Origin of the sequence: Pseudophaeobacter sp. EL27 (assembly GCF_900313025.1) — a bacterium.
Taxonomy (GTDB): domain Bacteria; phylum Pseudomonadota; class Alphaproteobacteria; order Rhodobacterales; family Rhodobacteraceae; genus Pseudophaeobacter.
On record NZ_OMPQ01000004.1, the window covers coordinates 1 to 21044 of the forward strand.

18 protein-coding genes, 2 tRNA genes, 2 rRNA genes and 1 pseudogene are annotated in these 21044 nt (G+C 52.2%); 14 read left to right on the forward strand and 9 right to left on the reverse strand.

Features of this window, described 5'->3' with window-relative positions; all coding sequences use genetic code 11:
• The 3 genes from ED661_RS01905 to ED661_RS01915 all read left to right on the forward strand — a co-directional run.
• Nucleotides 1–153: ribosomal RNA gene (locus ED661_RS01905) — 23S ribosomal RNA — on the forward strand; the annotation flags it as partial.
• 204 nt (nucleotides 154–357) lie between these two features.
• Nucleotides 358–472 (forward strand): 5S ribosomal RNA (gene rrf / locus ED661_RS01910).
• A gap of 177 nt (nucleotides 473–649) precedes the next feature.
• Nucleotides 650–726, forward strand: a tRNA-Met gene (locus tag ED661_RS01915).
• 116 nt (nucleotides 727–842) lie between these two features.
• Here ED661_RS01915 and ED661_RS01920 read toward each other — a convergent pair.
• A pseudogene (locus ED661_RS01920) lies at nucleotides 843–1145 on the reverse strand (integrase core domain-containing protein); the annotation flags it as partial.
• Nucleotides 1146–1381: 236 nt separating this feature from the next.
• On the opposite strand from ED661_RS01920, the gene ED661_RS01925 reads away from it, so the two are divergent.
• Nucleotides 1382–1459 (forward strand) — tRNA-Arg (locus tag ED661_RS01925).
• 210 nt (nucleotides 1460–1669) lie between these two features.
• Here the strand turns inward: ED661_RS01925 and ED661_RS01930 are convergent.
• The 3 genes from ED661_RS01930 to ED661_RS01945 all read right to left on the reverse strand — a co-directional run bounded on the left by ED661_RS01930 (nucleotide 1670) and on the right by ED661_RS01945 (nucleotide 5335).
• The gene (locus ED661_RS01930) at nucleotides 1670–3568 is read right to left on the reverse strand and encodes a TniQ family protein (RefSeq protein ID WP_122072279.1); all 1899 of its coding nucleotides are present in this window, start codon (nucleotides 3566–3568) and stop codon (nucleotides 1670–1672) included.
• Nucleotides 3569–4152: 584 nt separating this feature from the next.
• A complete protein-coding gene (locus ED661_RS01940) occupies nucleotides 4153–4479 on the reverse strand; it encodes an antitoxin Xre/MbcA/ParS toxin-binding domain-containing protein (RefSeq protein ID WP_122072281.1) in 327 nt (108 codons plus the stop codon).
• A 445-nt stretch (nucleotides 4480–4924) separates the two neighbouring features.
• Complete coding sequence (locus ED661_RS01945; RefSeq protein ID WP_122072282.1) at nucleotides 4925–5335, reverse strand: GFA family protein; 411 nt, start codon at nucleotides 5333–5335, stop codon at nucleotides 4925–4927.
• A gap of 583 nt (nucleotides 5336–5918) precedes the next feature.
• On the opposite strand from ED661_RS01945, the gene ED661_RS22130 reads away from it, so the two are divergent.
• The 4 genes from ED661_RS22130 (at nucleotide 5919) to ED661_RS01975 (ending at nucleotide 9691) form a co-directional block, all read left to right on the forward strand.
• Nucleotides 5919–7142, forward strand: a complete 1224-nt coding sequence (locus ED661_RS22130) for an AAA family ATPase (protein WP_122072283.1) — start codon at nucleotides 5919–5921, stop codon at nucleotides 7140–7142.
• A complete protein-coding gene (locus ED661_RS01955) occupies nucleotides 7132–7794 on the forward strand; it encodes an HNH endonuclease (RefSeq protein ID WP_122072284.1) in 663 nt (220 codons plus the stop codon). Before ED661_RS22130 ends, ED661_RS01955 begins: the two co-directional genes overlap by 11 nt.
• A 1385-nt stretch (nucleotides 7795–9179) precedes the next feature.
• Nucleotides 9180–9383, forward strand: a complete 204-nt coding sequence (locus ED661_RS01970) for a hypothetical protein (protein WP_122072287.1) — start codon at nucleotides 9180–9182, stop codon at nucleotides 9381–9383.
• 2 nt (nucleotides 9384–9385) lie between these two features.
• Nucleotides 9386–9691, forward strand: a complete 306-nt coding sequence (locus tag ED661_RS01975) for a helix-turn-helix domain-containing protein (protein ID WP_122072288.1) — start codon at nucleotides 9386–9388, stop codon at nucleotides 9689–9691.
• A 58-nt stretch (nucleotides 9692–9749) separates the two neighbouring features.
• On the opposite strand, the gene ED661_RS01980 is transcribed toward ED661_RS01975, so the two are convergent.
• Both ED661_RS01980 and ED661_RS01985 read right to left on the reverse strand, forming a co-directional pair.
• A complete protein-coding gene (locus ED661_RS01980; protein ID WP_122072289.1) occupies nucleotides 9750–11057 on the reverse strand; it encodes a HipA domain-containing protein in 1308 nt (435 codons plus the stop codon).
• The gene (locus ED661_RS01985; RefSeq protein WP_122072290.1) at nucleotides 11057–11350 is read right to left on the reverse strand and encodes a helix-turn-helix domain-containing protein; all 294 of its coding nucleotides are present in this window, start codon (nucleotides 11348–11350) and stop codon (nucleotides 11057–11059) included. Before ED661_RS01985 ends, ED661_RS01980 begins: the two co-directional genes overlap by 1 nt.
• 112 nt (nucleotides 11351–11462) lie before the next feature.
• On the opposite strand from ED661_RS01985, the gene ED661_RS21795 reads away from it, so the two are divergent.
• The 6 genes from ED661_RS21795 to ED661_RS02010 all read left to right on the forward strand — a co-directional run bounded on the left by ED661_RS21795 (nucleotide 11463) and on the right by ED661_RS02010 (nucleotide 17350).
• Nucleotides 11463–11603 carry a hypothetical protein gene (locus tag ED661_RS21795; RefSeq protein ID WP_162930003.1) on the forward strand — a complete coding sequence of 47 codons (141 nt, stop codon included), beginning with the start codon at nucleotides 11463–11465 and terminating at the stop codon, nucleotides 11601–11603.
• A gap of 735 nt (nucleotides 11604–12338) precedes the next feature.
• Nucleotides 12339–14168, forward strand: coding sequence for a copper resistance system multicopper oxidase (locus ED661_RS01990; RefSeq protein ID WP_122072291.1), 1830 nt, complete (start codon nucleotides 12339–12341; stop codon nucleotides 14166–14168).
• Nucleotides 14169–14197: 29 nt separating this feature from the next.
• Complete coding sequence (locus ED661_RS01995) at nucleotides 14198–14902, forward strand: copper resistance protein B (protein ID WP_122072292.1); 705 nt, start codon at nucleotides 14198–14200, stop codon at nucleotides 14900–14902.
• Nucleotides 14903–14996: 94 nt separating this feature from the next.
• Entirely contained in the window at nucleotides 14997–15488 is a 492-nt protein-coding gene (locus ED661_RS02000; RefSeq protein WP_122072293.1) for a plastocyanin/azurin family copper-binding protein, read from the forward strand.
• 80 nt (nucleotides 15489–15568) lie between these two features.
• A complete protein-coding gene (locus tag ED661_RS02005) occupies nucleotides 15569–16786 on the forward strand; it encodes an ABC transporter ATP-binding protein (protein WP_122072294.1) in 1218 nt (405 codons plus the stop codon).
• A 108-nt stretch (nucleotides 16787–16894) separates the two neighbouring features.
• Nucleotides 16895–17350 carry a YHS domain-containing (seleno)protein gene (locus tag ED661_RS02010; RefSeq protein WP_122072295.1) on the forward strand — a complete coding sequence of 152 codons (456 nt, stop codon included), beginning with the start codon at nucleotides 16895–16897 and terminating at the stop codon, nucleotides 17348–17350.
• A gap of 13 nt (nucleotides 17351–17363) precedes the next feature.
• On the opposite strand, the gene ED661_RS02015 is transcribed toward ED661_RS02010, so the two are convergent.
• From ED661_RS02015 to ED661_RS02025, 3 genes are all read right to left on the reverse strand, one after another.
• Nucleotides 17364–17834 (reverse strand): DUF411 domain-containing protein, encoded by a 471-nt coding sequence (locus tag ED661_RS02015; RefSeq protein ID WP_254054752.1) that lies wholly within the window; start codon nucleotides 17832–17834, stop codon nucleotides 17364–17366.
• A gap of 134 nt (nucleotides 17835–17968) precedes the next feature.
• Entirely contained in the window at nucleotides 17969–18370 is a 402-nt protein-coding gene (cueR, locus tag ED661_RS02020) for a Cu(I)-responsive transcriptional regulator (protein WP_122072297.1), read from the reverse strand.
• 15 nt (nucleotides 18371–18385) lie between these two features.
• Nucleotides 18386–20896 carry a heavy metal translocating P-type ATPase gene (locus ED661_RS02025; protein WP_122072298.1) on the reverse strand — a complete coding sequence of 837 codons (2511 nt, stop codon included), beginning with the start codon at nucleotides 20894–20896 and terminating at the stop codon, nucleotides 18386–18388.
• Nucleotides 20897–21044 lie beyond the last annotated feature (148 nt).

Genomic DNA, 21044 nt, shown 5'->3' on the forward strand with positions numbered 1-21044 from the left:
CAGGATAACCGCTGAAGGCATCTAAGCGGGAAGCCCCCCTCAAAACAAGGTATCCCTGAGGGCCGAGGTAGACCACCTCGTCAATAGGCCAGAGATGTAAGCGTGGTAACACGTTCAGTTGACTGGTACTAATCGCCCGATTGGCTTGATCTGATCTAGTAATAGACAGCCAAGAACCAAATAAGCACCACATGACAAAGACTTAATGTTGATTGTTTCTTCCGATATCAGCTGTGAAAACCGAAACATTCGGTGACATTACTGACGTGCGGCAACGGGCATTTGCTAAAGCAAATACCCTGCCTGCCGCGCGACCTCTTGGCGGAGCCAAGAGGGTCGGACTTGGATTTTTCTTGGTTTGGTGGCGATAGCGAGAGCAAAACACCCGGTCCCATCCCGAACCCGGAAGTTAAGTGCCTTTGCGCCAATGGTACTGCGGCTTAAGTCGTGGGAGAGTAGGTCACTGCCAAACCTAGTAAAATCCAAAATCTCAAAACGATAACATTAAGAATACCCTTCAGATCAAATCGCCCTGAAGGGGACACGCAGAATTGCTACCGGCAATACTGCAATTGTCCTCAAGTAGCCCAACGGGCAAGAGGACAAACGGGCTCAAATAGCGCTCCGCGCGGTAGCCCAAATAAAGTGTCGCGGGATGGAGCAGCCCGGTAGCTCGTCAGGCTCATAACCTGAAGGTCGTAGGTTCAAATCCTACTCCCGCAACCAATATAACGTACTAACGCCCAAAGGGGCGCTTTCCGAGTTGGAGCTTCATCAGGCGTGGAAGCACTGTGGAAGCAAACGGGACTGAGCAGCCCCACTTGATTGGTCCAATTTGAAAGTTAGTGCATAGTTGGCCTTTGGCCCATCGGGACGATGGCCTCTGGCGCAGGTGGGCGGTAGCTCAGAGCACTATGAGGTCGTTTGGTATTGTAGCGTCTCCTCCAGCTTTCGATAATGATCTGAGCTTCGCGCAACGAATAGAAAATTTCACCGTTGAGCAACTCATCACGCATTCGCCCATTGAAGCTCTCGCAATACCCGTTCTCCCGAGGGGAACCCGGCTCGATGTAGGCCGTCTTGGCCCCAACGGACTTGATCCAATCTCTGACTGCTTCAGCAATGAACTCAGGACCATTGTCAGACACACGAGATGGTAGCGATGAGACACCCTTGCCCGTCAAAGTTCGTCTTGCCCGACGAAACACAATTGGACGTTCTTCCTGAATCCTGACTTCAAGGTTGGATACATCTTAGCATGCTGTCCAAATTTGCAGGACCAGCTAAATTATTGTGAGATTTGATGGTTGAGATGTGCGAGCTAGCCAGCTCGTGTATTGACAATCAGGTACCCCTGTAGGAGAGGTGTACTTCGAAGTGCGGGCCCTTAGCTCAGCTGGATTAGAGCAGGGAACTTCTAATTCTCAGGCCGGGGGTTCGAGTCCTCCAGGGCTCGCCAATTACACAGATTGCCAATGGGGCATAAGTGTGCGAATTCAGCGTGTTTCATGCGAATTCCTGTCAAGAAGTTTGTCATTGCACTTCTAGCCCTACAACCTTCACGATCTGTGCATTTTTGCTGACAAGAATTTGGCCCCAACATAGCAGCTCGGCGCATGCTTTTCCCACGACTTCGCTGTTTCTCGTCTGCAATATGGACTGAGAGGTGTCATTCCAAGACCGCTTCAACCTCATTGCGGAGGTAAACCGGCCCATAATCTTCTCCATTTGGTGCAAAGGTTTCCACTCCAGCTGCTCTCAGCTTCCCCAGCAATATCTTCCGATGTTGGCCAAATTTTTGCTCCATCGTCGCCGGGGTCATAAAGCGCTTGTGAAACTGGGTGATGTCGTCGGGAGAGAGGTATGATTGGTCAGGACCGCCCTTCGGGTGTGGCGTAAGGGTTTCAGGGGTATGGCCCTCTGCCGCAAGTTTTTTAAACCAGCCAGATGCTCGAATGCCGACTGAGCGGCCGAATGTATAAGCAGTGATGAGCCCGTGATCCGCAACTTTTAGTTTTGGTGGCCGCATGCTGTTGATTTCTGCCTTCAAAACACAAAAGCCGGCATAGCCGTCAATGTTAGAGTAATGTCCGAGCTGAAGTCCACCATTTCGCAGGGCTTCGATGATCTTCCCAACCCGCAAACCTGTGCGCTTTTTTGCCTGATGAATACCTTCCCATTTAGCGTTGGTAGGCGCCACAGGCTGCGCAATTCCCAAGAGTTCTTCTACCAATGCAAGACCGTCAGATATGCGCCAAGGAAAGTTAATCGTTGCAACCTGGATCCGAGGTTTTATCACACCGTCCTCTGCGAGTGATTTGAATTGCATACGAGTTGCCCCCATTTCGTGCTGCATTCTCGCGGGACCAACCAAAGTCGGCACTTCTGCAAGTAGATCGGCATAGGCCACGGCGTCAAACGTCTTCCGAGAGACCGGCCGTTGATCGTCGGCAGTAATAGCCCCGGCATCTACTAGAAACTGTTCAAGCAGGGCAGGTCCGATCTTGGCTTCTCGAGCAGCTGTACCAACAGAATGCAATTTCCTCGTAGGTTGGAAGTATCCGAGAACGGTTTCACCAGGCGCTATTGGCCAGTGATCAAGGATGCAGTCTCTCATGATTTTCCGAAAGGGAGCAAAATCCTCTTTGGCTAGGTAAAATTGTGTCAGTTCTACGTATAGTTTTCCGAAGGCTTTTTGAGGTTCGTCGTTGTGTCCGCTCGCCAGCGAGACCAATGCATCCAATGCTTCCCTGATTTTGTCCTCTCCAAACCGAGTAGCATTGAAACCGAGAGCTTGACCGCGCCTAAGCTGCGCCTCTTCACCTAAGTCGGATGTATCTTCCAATCGCAAGAGTTCTGCCCCCAAAAGGGTGCAGAACTTCGTTGCTGCATCGAGTGACTGACCGGCTAGCCAGGTTTCGTCTGCCCCGGTCGCAAGACGTGTGTCGAGCCAAATGTCGTAAGCAGATGGAGTTGTGCGAGGTTGTTCGAGTTCTCCGGCCAGAACAGTATCTTTGATATCCTCAAACCGTGATGAAAGATCATACCTTTCCTCGGGGCGATTGTATTCCCAAAGCGGAACCAAAGAGTGTTGATGATCGACGCAGAGGCTGCAGGCTCGCACTTGCCAGTGCCCTCGCATAGTCATTTTTGTAAGAGGCTGCCCCAGGTTAGCTTCCATATCTTCACGGAGACAGATGGGGCAACCGCGTATGGTTGGCTTCCTGAGAGAACGGGTTCCAAAAACCTCATCTCGGAAGGTCATACGAACGTCTCCGACCCTTCGACCTGTCCAGGAAACAAGTTCTGCAAGTTGTGGGCCAGTAAGGCCTCCACATTCAGCAAGCCTGTCCAGAGCGTCCTGTTCCAAATGGATTATTTTTCTGAGCGAAAACCCCATGTCCACGGCAAAGTCAGTGGAACAAACGCCGTTCATTGCGGCCATTCGTGACAAGAAGGATGGGATCGTTTCCCTAGGGTTTGGTATTGGGCGGAGGGGAAGTGGGTTTGGCAATTTTGCTAGTAAACTACTTTGAAGGGAAGTTATTGCTCTTATGGCCGAAGCCACCGCTTCAGTCCATCATGTGAAAGGTCCCTCATGGGGAGTGAATGCTCTACTCCGACCCATAGCCATCAGTTCGTCTGTCCTGCACATGGCAGTAACCGCAGAGCGGCTCAGAACGATTCCCATTCCGCACAATGTCTCCTTGGTGCCCGCAGAGGCAGCAGGTGATTGCAGAGAGGTTCTCCAGCCGCTCTTCATAGGGCTCGACCCAATCGAAATACCAATGCCAGCCGATGGATATCTCGCCAGCCATAGTGGTTTTGACGTCAGAGATCTGCAGGTGTCCTGGGGGCGACTTTGCAAATTCTGGATCTGCTTCAACGCTCCGCAGAAACTCATCCAGAATCATGGACCAACCAGGCCCGATAGTTGGTCGTAGACTTGCACAATTCGGACTCACAAGATCGGGATAGTGTTCAGCGACATCGAGCTCAATGTCTGTCGGCCAGTGCGCAGAAGTTTCAGTATTGATGCGCAGGCGTTCTCGATTGTAGCACCAACAACATAGGGTTTGGGTGGTGTTCTGGAGCAGTTGTAGGCGGGCTGTGTTTCCGCAGCAAGTGCAGATGGAGCAGGTCTCTGAGAGATCAGACATAGACGCCGTAATCGATCTGGGACAGGAAAACTCCCACGGCCTTGACCCCTTCTTGGGTTGTGCAGTGCGATACGATGCTCTCCCCATCAAAGTGGGGTTGGGACCGCATGGCAAACTCAGCGGCAAGCTCCTCGTTGTCGGTGACTTCGCGCAGAATGCGATCCCAAACTGGCCGAGTGGCGGTGCCTGTGCAAAAGGCGGAGAATTTCTGGCAATCGAGCACATACTTTTGCGCCAAGCGTGCGCTGAGATCTGTCAGCCCAAGTCCATCTCTTTCGTGATTTGCAGGAGAGGTTCCTCCTGTTGGCTTGTTGATCATGATGTGCCCCTCACTAAATCAGATTCCTCATCCTAGGCTGACTTATGATGAGGTGATTCGTCAATAAGCCGTTGATAACAAGGATAAATGTACGGAAAAAATTCAAGGGTGGCTTTGCCAAGGATAGATGCCGCCCTGTACTAGGTCTTGGTGTGAGGTTGCCAAGGATAGGTCGTTTTCGGAATTGTATTGAACAAGGAAAGGGCGCATTAGGAGCGCTTCTCTTAGTGGTTGCTTCAAGTTGCTTCGGCCCATCCGAGTTGCACATGACGGCCCATTGCCGACCTTGAAAATGGTCTTCGAATGCTGCGTCCGCACCCCACATTGCCGCCATTCGCTGCATGCGCAAAGTCGTGAGCTACCCGAACTTACAGTGTGCGGACGAAGCGGACTGTCGCGCCACTGTTGTATGACCTTTTAACGGCCCGACCACCGAGTCGAATCTTTAACTCGGAAGACCGTCTATCCTTTCGATGGAGGCTAGGTCGTTGTCCCAGTCCGCGCGGCTGGAAAAGCAGATATGCGCGTTGGGCCGTATGTCGATCCAGCTATCAAGTGATCCCGCAGGCACGACAAGCAGACCTAGGTCAACTTGAAAAGTCGGCAGCGCGGAACCGCAATCTTTGCAAAAGCTCTTGATGTGTCGTGAGCCGGAAAGCTGGAATGTCTTGATGTTGCTCTCGCCCGACACCCAGTTGACCTTTGCCGTTGATGAAAACAGGTTTGCCGAATGAGCCGAGCCACTGTCCTTACGGCAGCGGGAGCAGTGGCAAAGGAAGAAGCTCTCGAACTCTCCTGATACGCAAAACTGAACTGCGCCACACAGGCATTTTCCGGTATTCCGATTGTCGACCATGCATCCCCCTTCCAACAGTCCAATGTCGTTTCGTCGATTTCTTGTATCGCGCGTAGGAGCAGTGTCAAACTGGGCTCGAAGCAGACCTGCGGCGGTGCTGCAACTGACAGGCGGCGGTTCCGTCCCTGTTGCCCGCAGCTTGATGGCGTCAGCCAGCCCTAAGCAGACCTGCTATCTGTCATCCTGGCATGAAGGTTGCTCAAGCAGGTCGGACGGAGAGGAGCCATTGACGGCGGCGCGGCTGGAAATCGTACAGACTGCCAAAGCGGACCTTCAGTATCAAGAATATTAAGTGTTTGATCAATCGACACAAGTCAAAGCAGAGCAAGTGGCAGTTTGTGATTGTTCGCATAAACGCGCATGAGCCCCACACATGGCGACACAGAAAGGGCAGAAATAGGCAACTCAAGCGCCCTTTCCTCGGCTTGCGCCGCTTGAGTGTTTCAATTGAAACCACTTCAACTTATGATCGCAAGCGAAACTCTTGCGAGACTGAAAATGAACACAGAATCGACACCGGCATGCGCTACATGAGGGCGGCCAAAAAAATGCTTTCTGATCAGGTGAAAGGTTACTCTTCTACATGGTAGTCATTCATAAGCGCGGCATCAGAGACCTTGTTACTTCAAAAGAGTCGGTTTCCATTCTAGTCGGACCTAACGGTTCTGGAAAAAGCTCTTTGCTTCTTGACCTTGCTAAGCACAGTCGCAAAGTTCGTGACGTTACAATTGTTTGCAACACACCCCATGACCGGTTCGCAGGCTTGCGCAACGTGAAACGGGTATCAGCAGGCAGGAGCAATCAATCGCCGCCGCAGATTGTAAAGCGTGCAGTTGCAGATTCGCTGAGGGAAACTGGCTCTACCTATTATCAGATTAGCGCAATTTTAGACCATTGCGGTTACGAGGCTAGGTTTGGCTTCGAGATCGAATTCGCCAAAAAGTCCAAGATAATGCCTGACGAATGGCACGCAGCGATCCTCGACTATATTCATCGTAATCGCTCTACACAAAGCCTCAACCAGCCTGACGAAGGCCATGTCGTTGAGATGGCAGTCTCCTTTCTACACCGATATGAGCGCGGAGAAAAAATATGGATGGATGCAGGAGGCTCTGCCTATGAATTCAGCCGCACCCGTGAGTTTGCCTATGTCCTCGAGTTGGAAACAGTTCTACGCCGCTTGGGTGTGATCCGTAGAATTCATGTGCTTCTCAAACGCAAAGAAGGTGGCGTTGAAATTGAGATGGAGCACGCCAGTTCTGGCCAACTTGCGCTAATATCAACTATGTTGTTCTTGATCACTAATGTTGGGGACCAGCCGCTGATCATAATCGACGAACCTGAAAACAGCCTCCATCCCAGTTGGCAGCGGGACTATATCGAGAAAATTTTGGTTGCTATGAATTTTCGTAATGCTGCCGTGGTTATAGCAACGCACGCGCCGCTCGTTGTTACCGGCGGGTTGGCCAGCTATCCTGGTCTTGTTTCCATAATTGAAGTGCGACACGGATACCCAAAGCCCCTCAACTTGGATGCAACGCGTATCCTTCCCAACAGCATTGAAGCTGTACTTTGGCAGGCTTTCGATGTGATTACACCTGCCAACCATTTTGTCAGTGAGCGTATTGTCGATGAAATATCATTATTTGAAAAAGGTGAAATTTCAAAATACCAAGTTCTGTCGCTTGTCGAGAGAATGGAAAGGGAAAGCTTCGACGAACGCCAGAAGAGCTTCTTCAGGGCGGTTCGCGATTTGGTGAGCAAGATTGAAGCCAAACTGGCAGAGGGGCCAGTCGATGATGGATGATGCTTACACCCCTGCGTTAGTCGAATTTGAATTAACTGCTGACGAAATTACCGTGATCACATTGGTGCTCGCGACTGCGAAACCGTGGGATGTGAAAACAAATCATCCGCACTACACAGATGTACAGGCAATAAAGAAAAAAATTGAGGGGTTTCATCTAAACAGACACAATAACCAATGCTGCTACTGTCGGCGGTTCTTGGGTGGAGCTGGTCACTTCATGATCGACCGCGAGCACGTCTTACCTAAAAGCGTCCCTGCTTACCGGCCTCTCACTTTTACAATTTGGAATCTGGGCATCTCTTGTAAGCGGTGCAACATGGAATATAAAAAGGAACGCGTCGACTTCGTGATCGACGGAGCTGACGAAGAAGCGTTCCAGAAAAGTGACAATTATCGCCTGATCCATCCCAATTTCGACAACTACGTAGAGCATATCAGCCACAGCATGACGCAAGCTGATGGTACGATTGTGCAAAAATTTACTAGGCATGCAGGCAGCGAGAAAGCAGAGTACACTTACGAGTTCTTCAATCTTCGAGGGCTTGAGGTCGACGGCTTTGACGAGGCGCAAGGCGCGATTGAGAAAGAAGAGATATTAGGCGAGGGTGCCATTGAAGCTCGTGCCTTGGCGGAGCGCTTTGGACAGTAGATTTCGACTTTGACCAAAGGGGCTATACGCCCATAAAATCTGGGGAGAAATATCATGAAAGCTAGAGTCGCTGGTGTTCTTGCAGGAGGATCAGCAGGTGCAATGATCGGAGCTGGCACTGGAATTGTGGGAGGGCCATTTGGTGCTGTAGCAGGAATGACCGTGTTCGCGATTGGCGGTGCCGTATGGGGATTCAGCGCAGGTCCGGATGCCGAAAGGCAATTTTATCGGTGGCGGGAGAAGCGAAAGCCGACGAGAGAGGCGGAGGATTAGTTTCCGTGGACTATCAACTTGGCGCTACTCGGCCCACGATTAGGTGCCAGCACGCGGCGTAGCTTTGTGTGGACGCTCTTCGGATACCCAGAACGCTGCGGGCGGCCGCAATAGTCCGCTTAGGGGATTCTCCGCTGCGACTTGGCGGCTTTTGGCGAACGGCAGCTCTGGGGCGTTCAGGTTCACCCGGAAGGCCGGGTGAGCTCGACTTTGCAAAGGTCGCAATCTGCGCATTGTTGCCGTTGATGCACAGTGCAGCATCGACGCAATGATCAAAGGGGTGGTGAATGGCCGCTTGCTCCGCTCAGGAACGAACCTCTCGCAGCTGCGGCGAATGGCCGGAATCCGCCCCTGTTGAATAGCGCGGTCACAAGCGCCAGTTTCTCTTTGAACACAAAAAGCCTTCTTGTGATCGACTAGTGTCCTACCTTCGCTTTCATGGTTTTCTAAATCTCAGCGAAACATTCCAGTGATAGAAAAATGTTCATAAACAGATGCATAAGGGAACCATGTATGAAGAAGATGGCACAAATCGACTTGACCGCCTGTAGCGACAACGCGTTCGATATACTCGCCCGGTGTCAAAGGGCCGCCAGACAGTCACAGGTATCTCAGGCAGATATTCAAGAATTTCTTTCAGAAGCGGTTGACGGTAATCACACCCATCTTCTAGCCACCGTGTTGAAGTACTTTGAGGTCTCAATGGTAGGTGCAGCAGACTGAAACTACCGAACACTGGCATGACCACGAAAGGGGCTCAATGGGACGATGGCACCAGGAGAAACAGTTGAAAGGGGGGAGACGCCTCTGAGTATTCTGGCTGAGAGGTGCAAACTCCCTTTATTGCCCAGCAAGGCAGCGGCTTTCGCTGTGGGTGCAGATCTTGTTTGACACCTGAGGCCTTTGTAAAGCTCGACATCCAGAACGATGACGTAGAAGACAGTCACACTTGGGGCTCGATCTGGGCAAAAAGCCAAAATGTACCGTTGAACAGGTACCCATTGGTGTAAACCTCCATTTAAAGTGGCCTTTCGATGGCACTTATTATTCGAGGCTTTCTCTACCCACACGCTGAGCCTAATATCCATTCTGGTAGCTAGAATGGAGAAGTGATGATGATCGAAATTTCGGACTATCCTCAGCTTCAGGCGCTGTGCTGGTTTCGCAAGAAGCAGGGAGAGATAGATGAACAGGACGCACTTCAGATCTATGAGCGCAGCTGGCGGCATATCAACCGGCGCAAGCTAGCCGAGCCTGAAATCACGTTCATTCGTTCTCTGAAGGAACGCTATGGCGCTGCACTGATTGATATCTGACTATGCCAAAAAAACGTAAACTGACACGTTGTGAGAAACATGCGCGTCGGCATGATGTTACTATTGCGGCTCACACTGGAAACTTGAGACTGCCCAGTGCTGTGCGCGAAATCCGGGATTCACTTGGGCTGACCCAGGCTGAGTTTGCGGGCTACTTTGGCTTGACGAGAAAACAAGTGTTGGAGTTAGAGAAGGGCACATCCAACCCGACACTTGAGACCTTGAACAAGATTGGAAAGCCATTTGGTTTTGTGGTCGGCTTCGTTCGTCCAGAAGGAGCTAAGGGACCATTTCCAACTCAGGAGTGAACAATCTGCCAACATTGGACCCTAAATGAAAGCGCGTGCTTACCTAGCGCGAAGCTGCTCATACCTCACTTGAGATCTTCTGCGTGTTTGTCTCAACCAGGTCCGCGATCTTCCCTACCATTTCCGACGATACTCCAGGTAAGCTGCCAACCGTCTCAGCGGCTGCGGACTTGGAATTCATTATTGCCCCGGCGAGCTCCTGCACGCGCAGACGCAGACCACGGGCATTTAACCCTGCCTCTTTCGCCATGCTCTCCCAATGCTTTCGAGTTACATCGCCTGGTTTAAGCGTGAAATTGGCGATCTTCTGGGCGTGGTATTGGTTCATTTGTTCCCAGAGCAAAGAGGAGCAGGCATCGTACAGCGGGGCGACCCTGCGTTCAGCACTCAGGATCATCGAATAGTTCTTTGCATGCGCATCAGTATTGGCAATGAGAATATTGAAGATCACTTGATCGAGAAGATTCAGGACTTCCCCAGGCGGCAGATGAGTACCGGTTTGCAAGATGCTGTTCAGACTAAGGCCTGCCACACTGCCGTGTTCATATTTCCGCCCAGGAAGAATTCTGTTTGCCTGCGCAAAATCTTCTTGGTGAAGTCGTTTGATTGACCCTGTATGGCCCATTTGGCGATCATAGCGGGCCACCACCAGGGCTTTTCCCTCTGTCGTTTCTGTGATCGTGCAATCCACGGCTTCTAGGCCAACCAGCTTGGCGAGGCAGAGGCAGTAGGCTTCGTTTTCAAGGACCCCAGGAAGGGCTGGATTATCAGGCTTGAGAATAACAGTCGACGGTGCGCCATTTTTTGGAATAGCCAGGCGATCTCCGGGCTCTGGCAGGCCCAACTCTGGGCATCCATCTTCGTTGAGCACAGCCAATGCTGTCTTCTTTTGCCCACCTGCCAGAGAAATTCGCACCCCTTCTTCACCCACGAGGAAGGGGCGCTTGCCAAGATCCGCAAAATGCATTCTTAAGGCTGCCTCCTCGCAGTCTACATCGTATTGCGTTAGGAGCGGCGTATAACGCCAATCATCTCTGATGCTCGGAAGACCGATTGAAAAGGCGCCAGCGATATCCCCTCCAATAACTTTCAAGATCTCCAAGGCATCCGAGGTGGAGATACCAAGACCCCGAGACACCCCGGTCAGGTTTGGCCCCTCAGGGAGCAGGTTTGCCAGCCAAGTGAGAAGGGCGGATTCCTCATAGGGTCTCATTTCAAGAGGAAGGGTCACCGAAAGAGGAAAGCTGCCTTTTGTCGCCAACCACTGAGGGTCGTAGGTAAATTCGATGCTTTGCTTGGCATCATGTGTAATACGACCGACAAGGAACCCCTCATAGTAGACAGGAATTTCGTCGATATAAGCCATTAGGCATCATCCAAGTCATAGCCAACTGGGCTGCCTTCAGCTTGCAAATCATCATTTGGCTTGCGGGCTTCAGTGAAAAGCTCTGGAAGCTCGATCCTGAGGGCCCCAGCCAGAGAGACCAGCGTGGACAGTTTCACATCCCTTGTTCCTCTCTCAAGGTGCGACAGGGTTGGTACTGTAGAGCCTGAAATCCGTGATAGTTCTTCGAGGCTCAGCCCGCAGCTCTTGCGCCGTTCTCTCAGTTTCCGGCCTATGATTTCTGCCCAGTGGAGGGTGTGAGTACGGTCCGACACGGGAACTCCTTTTCATGCAGGGGAAGAATGTAGATCTCATCAGTATCAAAATGTCAATTTATCACACGGGATAAATTTGATTTCTTCTGGCTTTGAGACAAAGGAATTTATTATGCATGATAATTTTGTCTCCACTGGTTTCCTAAATGGGATCGGCCCGCCAATTTGGATCGTCATTCCAGTTAACACAGAGCTGAGAGTGGCGACGGAAACCAATTCCAATGCGGATGCACAGCCCACTCGAACCATGTAAGATCCTCATCGGAGACCTAGCTCCCGTGCCATTTACTACCCAACTCAAAAAATGGACACGCCTTAGGATCACTGAACACTATTCTTAGGGCGAATGAGGCCGCCCTGATCATTCACCAATTCTTAGGACTATCTGCTAGTCAAGGCCACCGAATGTATCAAAATGTAAACTTGCTTTGCACCTTTGAAGATCCTACCTCATCTATTGATGAACAGGTGAGAGGCATTTGAAGATGCAAGCAGCTATACGAAACACTCGAACGGTTGTATTGTTGACGGCCCTGTTTTTCCTGACAGCCATGTTTTTGGTAAAGCATGCCCCTGAATCTCCTCCAACCTCCGATCTCTTTCAAGCTGCTTCTGAATCGACAGTAGTTCACACAGTCTCGGCTTCCAAAACATGTCAGCAGTTTGTTTCCTGCGAAGTACCTCCCCTCTTCAAAGATAGCTTACAGGCTTCGGCCAATGATTTGTTCCGGACCGCAAGCTTCTTAGAACGAGATCGCAAAAGAAGATCAATCTCACCTGAGGCCCGGTTACCACCGCCACGGGTATAAGCCACGGGCCATCTGACTGCCTGCTGCCTAATGTGCTCCCCGCATCGGGTGAGCACAATTCTACGCCGCGCTGTCCCGTATCGGATTGGCTCCTGAGCAACTTGTCAGGCGTCCGTGACGGCATAGTGCCAACTGCAGCAGTGCTCTTTTCCAATTTTCGAAATTTACGAGGAACAATGATGTCAGCCAAAACATCAATGCGCCTGGCATTTGCCTGCGCAACCATGGTCCTGTCTACAACGACCCCAGCCCTGGCCGGGACATATGACATTTCAGTGGACAAAATCCGCATCGACACGGGGGAGTTCCGTAGAAATGGTGTGGGCTACAACAAGTCCCAGACACCAACCATCCTTCGCTTCAAGGAAGGTGAAGATGTGACGATAAACGTCACAAACAACCTAAGACAACAGACCTCGATCCACTGGCATGGATTGATCCTGCCCTTCGATCAAGACGGTGTACCGGATATCAGTTTTGACGGTATCAACCCCGGCGAAACCTTCACCTACAAATTTCCTATCAAACAGGCCGGAACCTATTGGTTTCATAGCCACTCCGGTTTTCAGGAACCGGACGGCGCCTATGGTGCAATCGTGATCGAACCCAAACAGGGTGAAAGTGTTCGGGTAGACCGTGACTATGTTGTGCAGCTCACAGATACCCACCCGCATCACGGCCGCCGGATCATGCGCAATCTCAAACTTTCGGCGGACTATTACAACCGCGCACAGCGTACGCTGCAGGATATGATTGAAGATACGAAGAGCATGGGCCTAAAGGCTGCCCTTCAGGACCGCAAAATGTGGGGTCGCATGCGAATGATGCCGACTGATGTCGAAGACGTCCAGGGGTTCACCCCCCTGATCAACGGTGAAAGCACCGCGCAAAATTGGACCGGTCTGTTCAAGCCAGGCGAGAAGCTCCGGCTACGCTTCGTCAACTCCTCTGCCATGGCCTTTTTCGACATTCGCATCCCCGGTTTGAAAATGACGGTGGTGCAAGCCGACGGCAACGACGTGACGCCTGTCACAGTCGACGAGCTGCGTATTGCCGTGGCCGAAACCTATGATGTGATCGTTCAACCTAAAGAGAACCGCCCTTATAGTATCGTTGCCGAATCCATGGGTCGCACGGCCATGGTTCGAGGCACCCTGGCTCCTCGTGAAGGGCTTGTCGGAGCGGTGCCCGCGATGCGTCCGCAACCGCGCCTGACGATGGCCGACATGGCAGGCATGATGGGTGGCATGGGAATGGAAGGTCACGTGATGCGCAATGACGCGAATCCGGAAAACCTGACCTTCGTGATACCGGAAATGGATCACACTCAGCATAACATGGCAGACACGACGGCAGAGCCAACAATGCCGACAATGAACCATAGCCAACACAACATGGCGGACATGACCGCTGAACATCCCACCGCCGAAATGGACCACAGCCAGCACAACATGCCGTCTAGCACAGCGGCCCAGAGGGGCTCTATGGCAGGCAAGAACCACGGCGACATGCAGATGGCCGCTCCCGCCCAAAATGGTTTTTATGCGGCAGGCAGCGGTCTAATCCCAAGCGCATCAAATGGTGGCAAGTTCCTGTCCTACGACGATTTGAGCGCCCGCAAGCCACTGTATCGCGATCGCCCAGCAACACGAGTAATCGAACTGCGCCTAACCGGGAACATGGAGCGCTACATCTGGTCCATCAACGGTCAGAAGCTCTCTGAAGCCGAGCCCCTCCGCCTGCGGTACGGAGAAAGAGTCCGCTTCAAGTTCGTCAATGAAACCATGATGTCCCATCCAATGCACCTGCATGGCATGTGGTCAATCTTGGACACTGGCAAAGGTCGCCGCGACCCGATCAAGCATACGATCAACGTTGCACCCGGAACCACTGTCTACACCGAGACAGAAGTCGATGTGACCGGCCAATGGGCTTTCCACTGCCATCTTTCCTACCACGCCGACGCAGGAATGTTCCGCAAGGTGATCATCGAAGGCGGTTCCTCGTGAGGCGGCCCAAGGAAAAAAGAGGAACAAGCATGAGCACGACTTTAAAACTGGCACTTATTGCAGCCACGGCGGCACTCTGGTCCGTCCCGGTAGCAGCCGAGCAATTGATCTATGGCTTTCAGGCTGAACAGCTGGAGAATCGCAGAGTGGATGGAAATGATGCCTTTGTCTGGGATTTTGACGCCCTGATCGGCTCCGATGAGATGAAACTTGTCTGGCGTAGCGAAGGCGAGCGGGTTCAAGGCAACGGCACATTCACTAGCCTGGAAAATCAGCTTCGGCTGCAGTTTCCAATTTCAACCTTCTTTGACGCGGTGGTTGGCGTGCACGCGAACACTCCAGATGGACTGCCAGAGCGTTACAATGCGGTCGTGGGGGTTAAAGGGCTGGCTCCGCAATGGTTCGAGATTGATGCTGATCTATACCTCTCGAACCATTCATTTGCACGGTTTGAGGTCGAGTATGAAGCCATGCTCACTAATAACCTGATCCTTGTGCCAAGCCTGGAGTTGACCGTTCCACTCAAGGACGATCCAGCCTACGACCAGGTCGCCGGAGGAGTGACTGTCGAATCAGGTTTGCGCCTAAGTTTTGATCTGATCGATCGGGCTGTCTCGCCCTATCTTGGCGTTAACTATGAGAAATCCTTTGGCGGCACGGCTGAAATGATCGAGGCAAGCGGCGAGAAAAACGGCGAATTCGCAGTCGTCTTCGGGACCCGATTGTTGTTTTGAAACCAACCCGGAGCAGAACCTGTTCCTGTCCCGGGAGTTTCTCTCTGCGCACTACCTTTTTTGAAAGAACAAACCTTGGACCGAGTGTAACAAAATGAAAGTTCTGCTTCTGACCTCCGCAATTGCAATAGCTTCCAGTTCGCTGGGAAACGCATCTCCTTCAAATGAGAGCCCACGGGTTGGCACCGATGTTGTGATAAATGAGATGAATGTCGGCAGACCCGGCATTCTCTCAGAGGTTGATCATGAAATCCATGTTTCAATGCTGGAAACCGAAGACGGGAGGATGGTGTTTTCACCGTCCAGCCTAACACTCAAAGCGGGCAATACGGTGCGATTTCTGATCGAGAACCATGGTGAACTCACCCATGAGTTCATCCTCGACAGGCCAGAGATAAACGCCTTGCACAAGCAACTCATGGCATCACGGTCGGAAACACATTTCGGAGAGAATGCAATCACGCTGGCGCCGGGCAAAACAGGTGAGCTGATATGGAAATTCACCGACGAGGGCACCCTCGAATTCGCTTGCCTCATCGCAGGACATTACGAGTCCGGCATGTTTGGCCAAATTGCTGTGAACTGATCGTCACCAAATGTTTGTTTCACTCCCCCGCCCTTTTTTCCGACTTCCCAATCAGCAAACCGAACTGACGAAATGACGAAATGATCGACTACAACGACCCCGAGATTCACTCCTTAGTACATCGGATAGCTGAAAGATTGGGGTTTCACTATCATTCTGAAACTCCGGACTGGGTTCATGTGACCCTACATTTAACTCTAGTCTACGGCCCGCTGTTGCTGGCCGTTACAGTTTTCACAATGATAGTTCGAAGGGTGTTCTTTCTTTCCGGCTCTCGCATTCGCTGGCAGCTTTTCAAGCCCCGTTCTGGTGTAGCAAGCCCCGTGCATGCTCTGTTTCCACATATCCTGCACACAACTTGGCCTCAGCAGATCTGCCTTTTGGTTCTTAGCCTATGCCTGATGCCGTTGCTCTACCTGTCTCTGGAATTGCCCAAGCAGATCGTGAACAATGTCCTGGAACAGTCAAATTCCCAACTGAAGTTCTTGAAATTTGACGTGTCAGCGGTTCAGTTGTTGACGGTACTGAGCCTAATTTATCTCTCAACAATCATCCTAAATGGTGTTGGCAAATACAATCTAAATGTTCGAAAGGGCCTCTTGGCCGAACGCTTTCTAAGGCGCTTGCGCTTGCGGATCTACAAGAGATGGCGAGGTCATTCGGGTTTAAAGCGCAAAAGCGAGATCTCGCAAGTGTTGGTACAGGAAGTCGAACCGCTGGGCGGTTTCGCAGCCGACCTGATCTCTTTGCCCGTCACGCAGGGGGGAACATTGCTTACCATCTTGCTATTCATGTTTGTCCAGGACCCCATTCTAGGTGCGGCAGCGATAACAATTCTGCCGCTACAGTTGATCTTGTTGCCCTATCTGCAGCGCATCGTTAATCGGTTGAGCCGAAAACGCATTCGAGAAATGAGAACACTTACCCGAAGCCTTACTGGTCAAATCAGTGCCAAGCGGAATGAAACTCTTACGATTCTGGGAACTTCAGCTTCCATACGACGCTTGGAAACCTTGCGACAACGTATTCATCGCATAAAATTTTTCGCCAAGGCCCTGAACAACTTGCTCACGTCTCTAACCCCGTTTCTCTTTTATTCACTCGGAGGTTACTTCGTGATTCAGGAGCGCATCACTTTAGGAGCGCTAATCGCGGTTCTTGCGGCCCATAAGGATTTTTCCGCACCTTTGAAAGATTTGTTTCGATATTATCAGCAACTCGAGGATACGCGAATTCGCTACAAAGAAGTTCTGCACTTTCTGAAGGATGACAAGACTGATACCCGTGGCACAGCGTAAGCTCCTGTCCTTTGCCATTGCCGTTCACCTTTTGATCACAGTCAAGTCAACCGGGGTCCAATGAAGAGTCAGAACGCATAATGTCAGTCTGAAAATGGAGGAACTTTCATGCTGACCCGACGTACCACTCTTGGATTTTTAGCTGCAACCCCAGCAGCATTTGCCTTGTATCCAGAAATGGCGAGTGCTCGCGAGTCCGAGATCTTCATGAACCCAATCGCGATCAATGCGATTGATCCGGTTGCGTATTTCCAACAACAAAAGCCGGTTGCGGGCTCAGCAAACCACAAAGTGAGATGGAAAGGGGCTGAATGGCGATTTTCGAACGCGGAAAACGCAGCCAAATTTGCAGCTGAACCCGTTGCCTATGCGCCAATATTCGGTGGTTATTGCGCCTTTGCAGCGTCACGTGGGTATCTGGCGCCGACGGTTCCTGAAGCCTGGACGATTTATGACGGGAAACTTTACCTCAATGCCAACCTGCGCGCCCAGAAGCTCTGGCGCAAGGACATTCCAGGGAATATTGCTGCCGGCCTTAGTAACTGGCCCGGCATCCTTGGGTAACATGGCGGAGTGTTCAGGCAGCAGCGTATTGGCTGAATATCTCCGATGTCCCGTCCTTTTGGAACAACAGAACGTCATATGCGTCTCTTTCACTTTCCGGGCCCATTCCAGGAGCGCCCCATGGCATGCCCGGCACCGAAAGACCGAGTGCATTCGGTCGTTCCAACAGCAATCGTTTGACATCCGCCGCCGGAACGTGCCCCTCGATCAGATACCCATCGATCAGCGCCGTGTGGCAAGAGGCGAGCTCTTCGGTAATTCCGGACTTCAACTTGTTCAGAAACAGACCTTCGTTTGATGCCTCCTGAACCGAGATATCAAACCCGGAAAACCGCATGATATTGATCCAAACTCCGCAGCAGCCGCAACTTGGATCTTTCAGCACATGCATCCTCTGCGTGCCCTGCGCCACTGTCGGTGATGTGTACACGGCGGCGGCGGCAAGCAGGCTCTGTAGCAGGTTTCTTCGGGTGAAGGCGGTCACGATCAATCTTCGATTCTCAAAAAGTTCCGGGAACCGACACGGAATACAAGCAACTCCCGCGTCGGCCGCTTGCGGACGTCGTAACAGGTTAGCCCGTCAGATGTGTTGATGCACCGCAAATTGCAGAACATATCTCAGGCGTCCTTTGTGGTGATCTTGCCCAGGTTTTCTAGGATTGGACAATCCGGGCGGTGATCGCCGGCGCATTTATCAATCAGGTGGGACAGCGTGACGCGCATCGCCTGAAGGTCCGCGATTTTGGCGTCGATTGCCTTCAGGTTTTGCTCGGCAACTTTTTTGACGACAGCGCTTGCCCTGGACTTGTCATCATAAAGCTCCAGAAGGATGCGGCAGTCCTCGACCGAAAACCCCAGCGAACGGGCCCGCCCAATGAACGCCAGTTTGTGCAACTCAGCTTCATCAAAGTCACGATAGCCATTGTCCAAGCGTTTTGGCCTGATGAAGCCGATTTCCTCATAGTACCGTATAGTTTTTGTCGGCAGGCCTGATCGTCGGGCGACGTCGCCAATATTCATGATACGTCTCCTTGATTACTGTGCAGGTACAGACTTCAAACTGAGCCCGTTATTCTGTGCCTCACTCCGTGGGAGACCCGCTGTCGGGCGGATCCATTTCAGTCGTAGCGCATTGGTCAAGACGAAAACACTGGACAGGGCCATCGCCCCAGCGGCCAGAACCGGCGACAACAGCGGGCCGCCAAAGGGATAGAGCACACCAGCAGCAACAGGGATTAGCAACGTGTTATAGCCAAAGGCCCAGAACAAATTCTGACGGATGTTGCGCATGGTCCGTTGTGAAATATCAATTGCATTCACTACCCCCAAGAGGTCGCCGGACATCAAAACCACATCCGCAGCTTCGATGGCAACGTCGGTCCCGGTTCCAATGGCCACTCCGACATCCGCAGCCGCCAGCGCGGGTGCATCGTTGATCCCATCGCCGACAAAGGCAAGCTTTCCGCCACCTACGCGGAGACTGTTCAATGTTGCAACTTTGCCCTCTGGCAGAACTTCGGCAACGACATGGTCAATGCCCAGCTCTTCGGCAATGGCCTCGGCTGTTACCTGATTGTCACCGGTTATCATCGCCACTTTCAGCCCGAGACCATGCAGCGCTTTGATCGCCTGCGGAGTGGTTGGCTTAATCGGGTCCGCCACTGCAATAACTGCAGCAAGCTCACCGTTAATCGCTGCAAACAGCGGGGTTTTTCCTTTTGTCGCCAAAACAGAGCTGTGTCCCGCGAAAGCACCGAGGTCAACCCCTTCCCTGATCATCAGCCGGTCGGCACCAATCAGCACTTCCCGCTCTTCGACCGTAGCTTTGACTCCAAAACCCGTGATCGAGGTGAACGCCCCGATCTTTGGCAACGAAATCCCACGCTTTTCCGCCGCCGCGACAATTGCCTCGGCTATCGGATGCTCCGAGTTCCGCTCGACTGCAGCCACCATTCGCAGAACGTCCTCTTCCTGCATTTCATCGGCAAGGATCAGATCCGTCAGCGCAGGCCGCCCGGCGGTCAATGTACCTGTTTTGTCGAGCGCGATAACGCTGCTTTCCTGCAAGATTTGCAAAGCGTCGCCTTTGCGGAACAATACGCCGATTTCGGCAGCCCGGCCTGTTCCGACCATTATCGACGTAGGCGTCGCCAGCCCCATGGCACAGGGGCAGGCAATGATCAGAACAGCAACACCAGCGACCAAGGCAAGGCTGAGCGCCGGATCTGGACCAAACAAGAACCAGATCGCCACGGTCAACAGTGCAACCACAATCACAACTGGGACAAACCACTGAGTGATCTTGTCCACCATGCCCTGGATCGGTAGTTTTGCACCCTGGGCTTGCTCAACCATCCGAATAATTTGGGACAGCATGGTATCGCTGCCGACCTTTTCTGCGCGAAACGTCAAAGCACCGGTTCCATTAACTGTCGCGCCAACAACCTCGGCACCCTCAGATTTTTCAACCGGCACTGGCTCTCCAGTGATCATACTCTCATCGACAAAAGAAGCCCCTGACAAAACGACGCCGTCAACGGCGATCTTTTCACCCGGTCTGACATGCACGATGTCGCCCGCGACGATATCTTCAATCGGTTGTTCCACCACCTCGCCACCACTCTCAACCCGAGCAGTTTTGGCTTGCAGTCCGACGAGTTTGCGGATCGCTTCTCCAGTGCGCCCCTTTGCCCTGGCTTCAAGCAGACGACCAAGCAGGATCAGGACTACAATAACCGCGGCGGCCTCGTAATAGACATTCGCCGTGCCCGCCGGGAGTAGAACCGGAGCGAAGGTTGAAACCAGCGAAAACCCATAGGCGGCAGAAGTCCCCAGTGCCACAAGAGAATTCATATCCGGTGCGCCCTTAACCAGGGCTGGATACCCTTTGGTGTAAAATTGCAGTCCCGGACCAAACAACACGAACGTGGTCAGCAGAAACTGAAGGTAATGACTGGTTTGCATCCCGATGGTAGAGACAATCAGATGATGCATCCCCGGAATAACATGGCTGCCCATTTCGATGATAAAGACGGGCAAGGTCAATACCGCAGCAAACAGAGTGCGGCGGGACAAAGACCGGATTTCATCGGCTTTTCGGTTTGCCCTGTCAGACACGTCAGCCGATTTAACTTGAGCGGGATATCCCGCCGCGGTGGCCAGTGCAGCGATTTCCGCCAGAGAAATGGCCCCAGTTGCGAACCGAACAGTGGCCGTTTCAGCAGCAAGGTTTACAGTTGCTGACAAAATTCCTTCGCCCTGCTCAAGAGCGCGTTCAACCCGCCCCACGCAGGAAGCGCAGGACATCTCTTGCACATCCAGGATCACTTCATCAACAAGCGCAGGATAACCTGTATCGCTGAGCACCCCAGCCAGATCTGCAGCGGATACGCTACTGTCATGCGAAATCAGGGCGCTTTCACTTGCCAGGTTCACCGCAGCTTCGGTGACACCTGGCACTGCCTTAAGTGCCCGCTCAACCCGCCCAACACATGAGGCACAACTCATTCCTTCAACGCGGAACTGAACTCTTTGCTCGACTGTCATATCACCACCATCAAAATTTGAGATGTAACTAACATGGGGCTTCCAGTCACCGGAAGGTCAAGGCTTGGCAAAATGTTTTTTTCATTCTCGATGTATGCCAGGTTGCTTTTCGGCTCGGCGTCGGATCAGCGCTTGACCTTCCAGTACG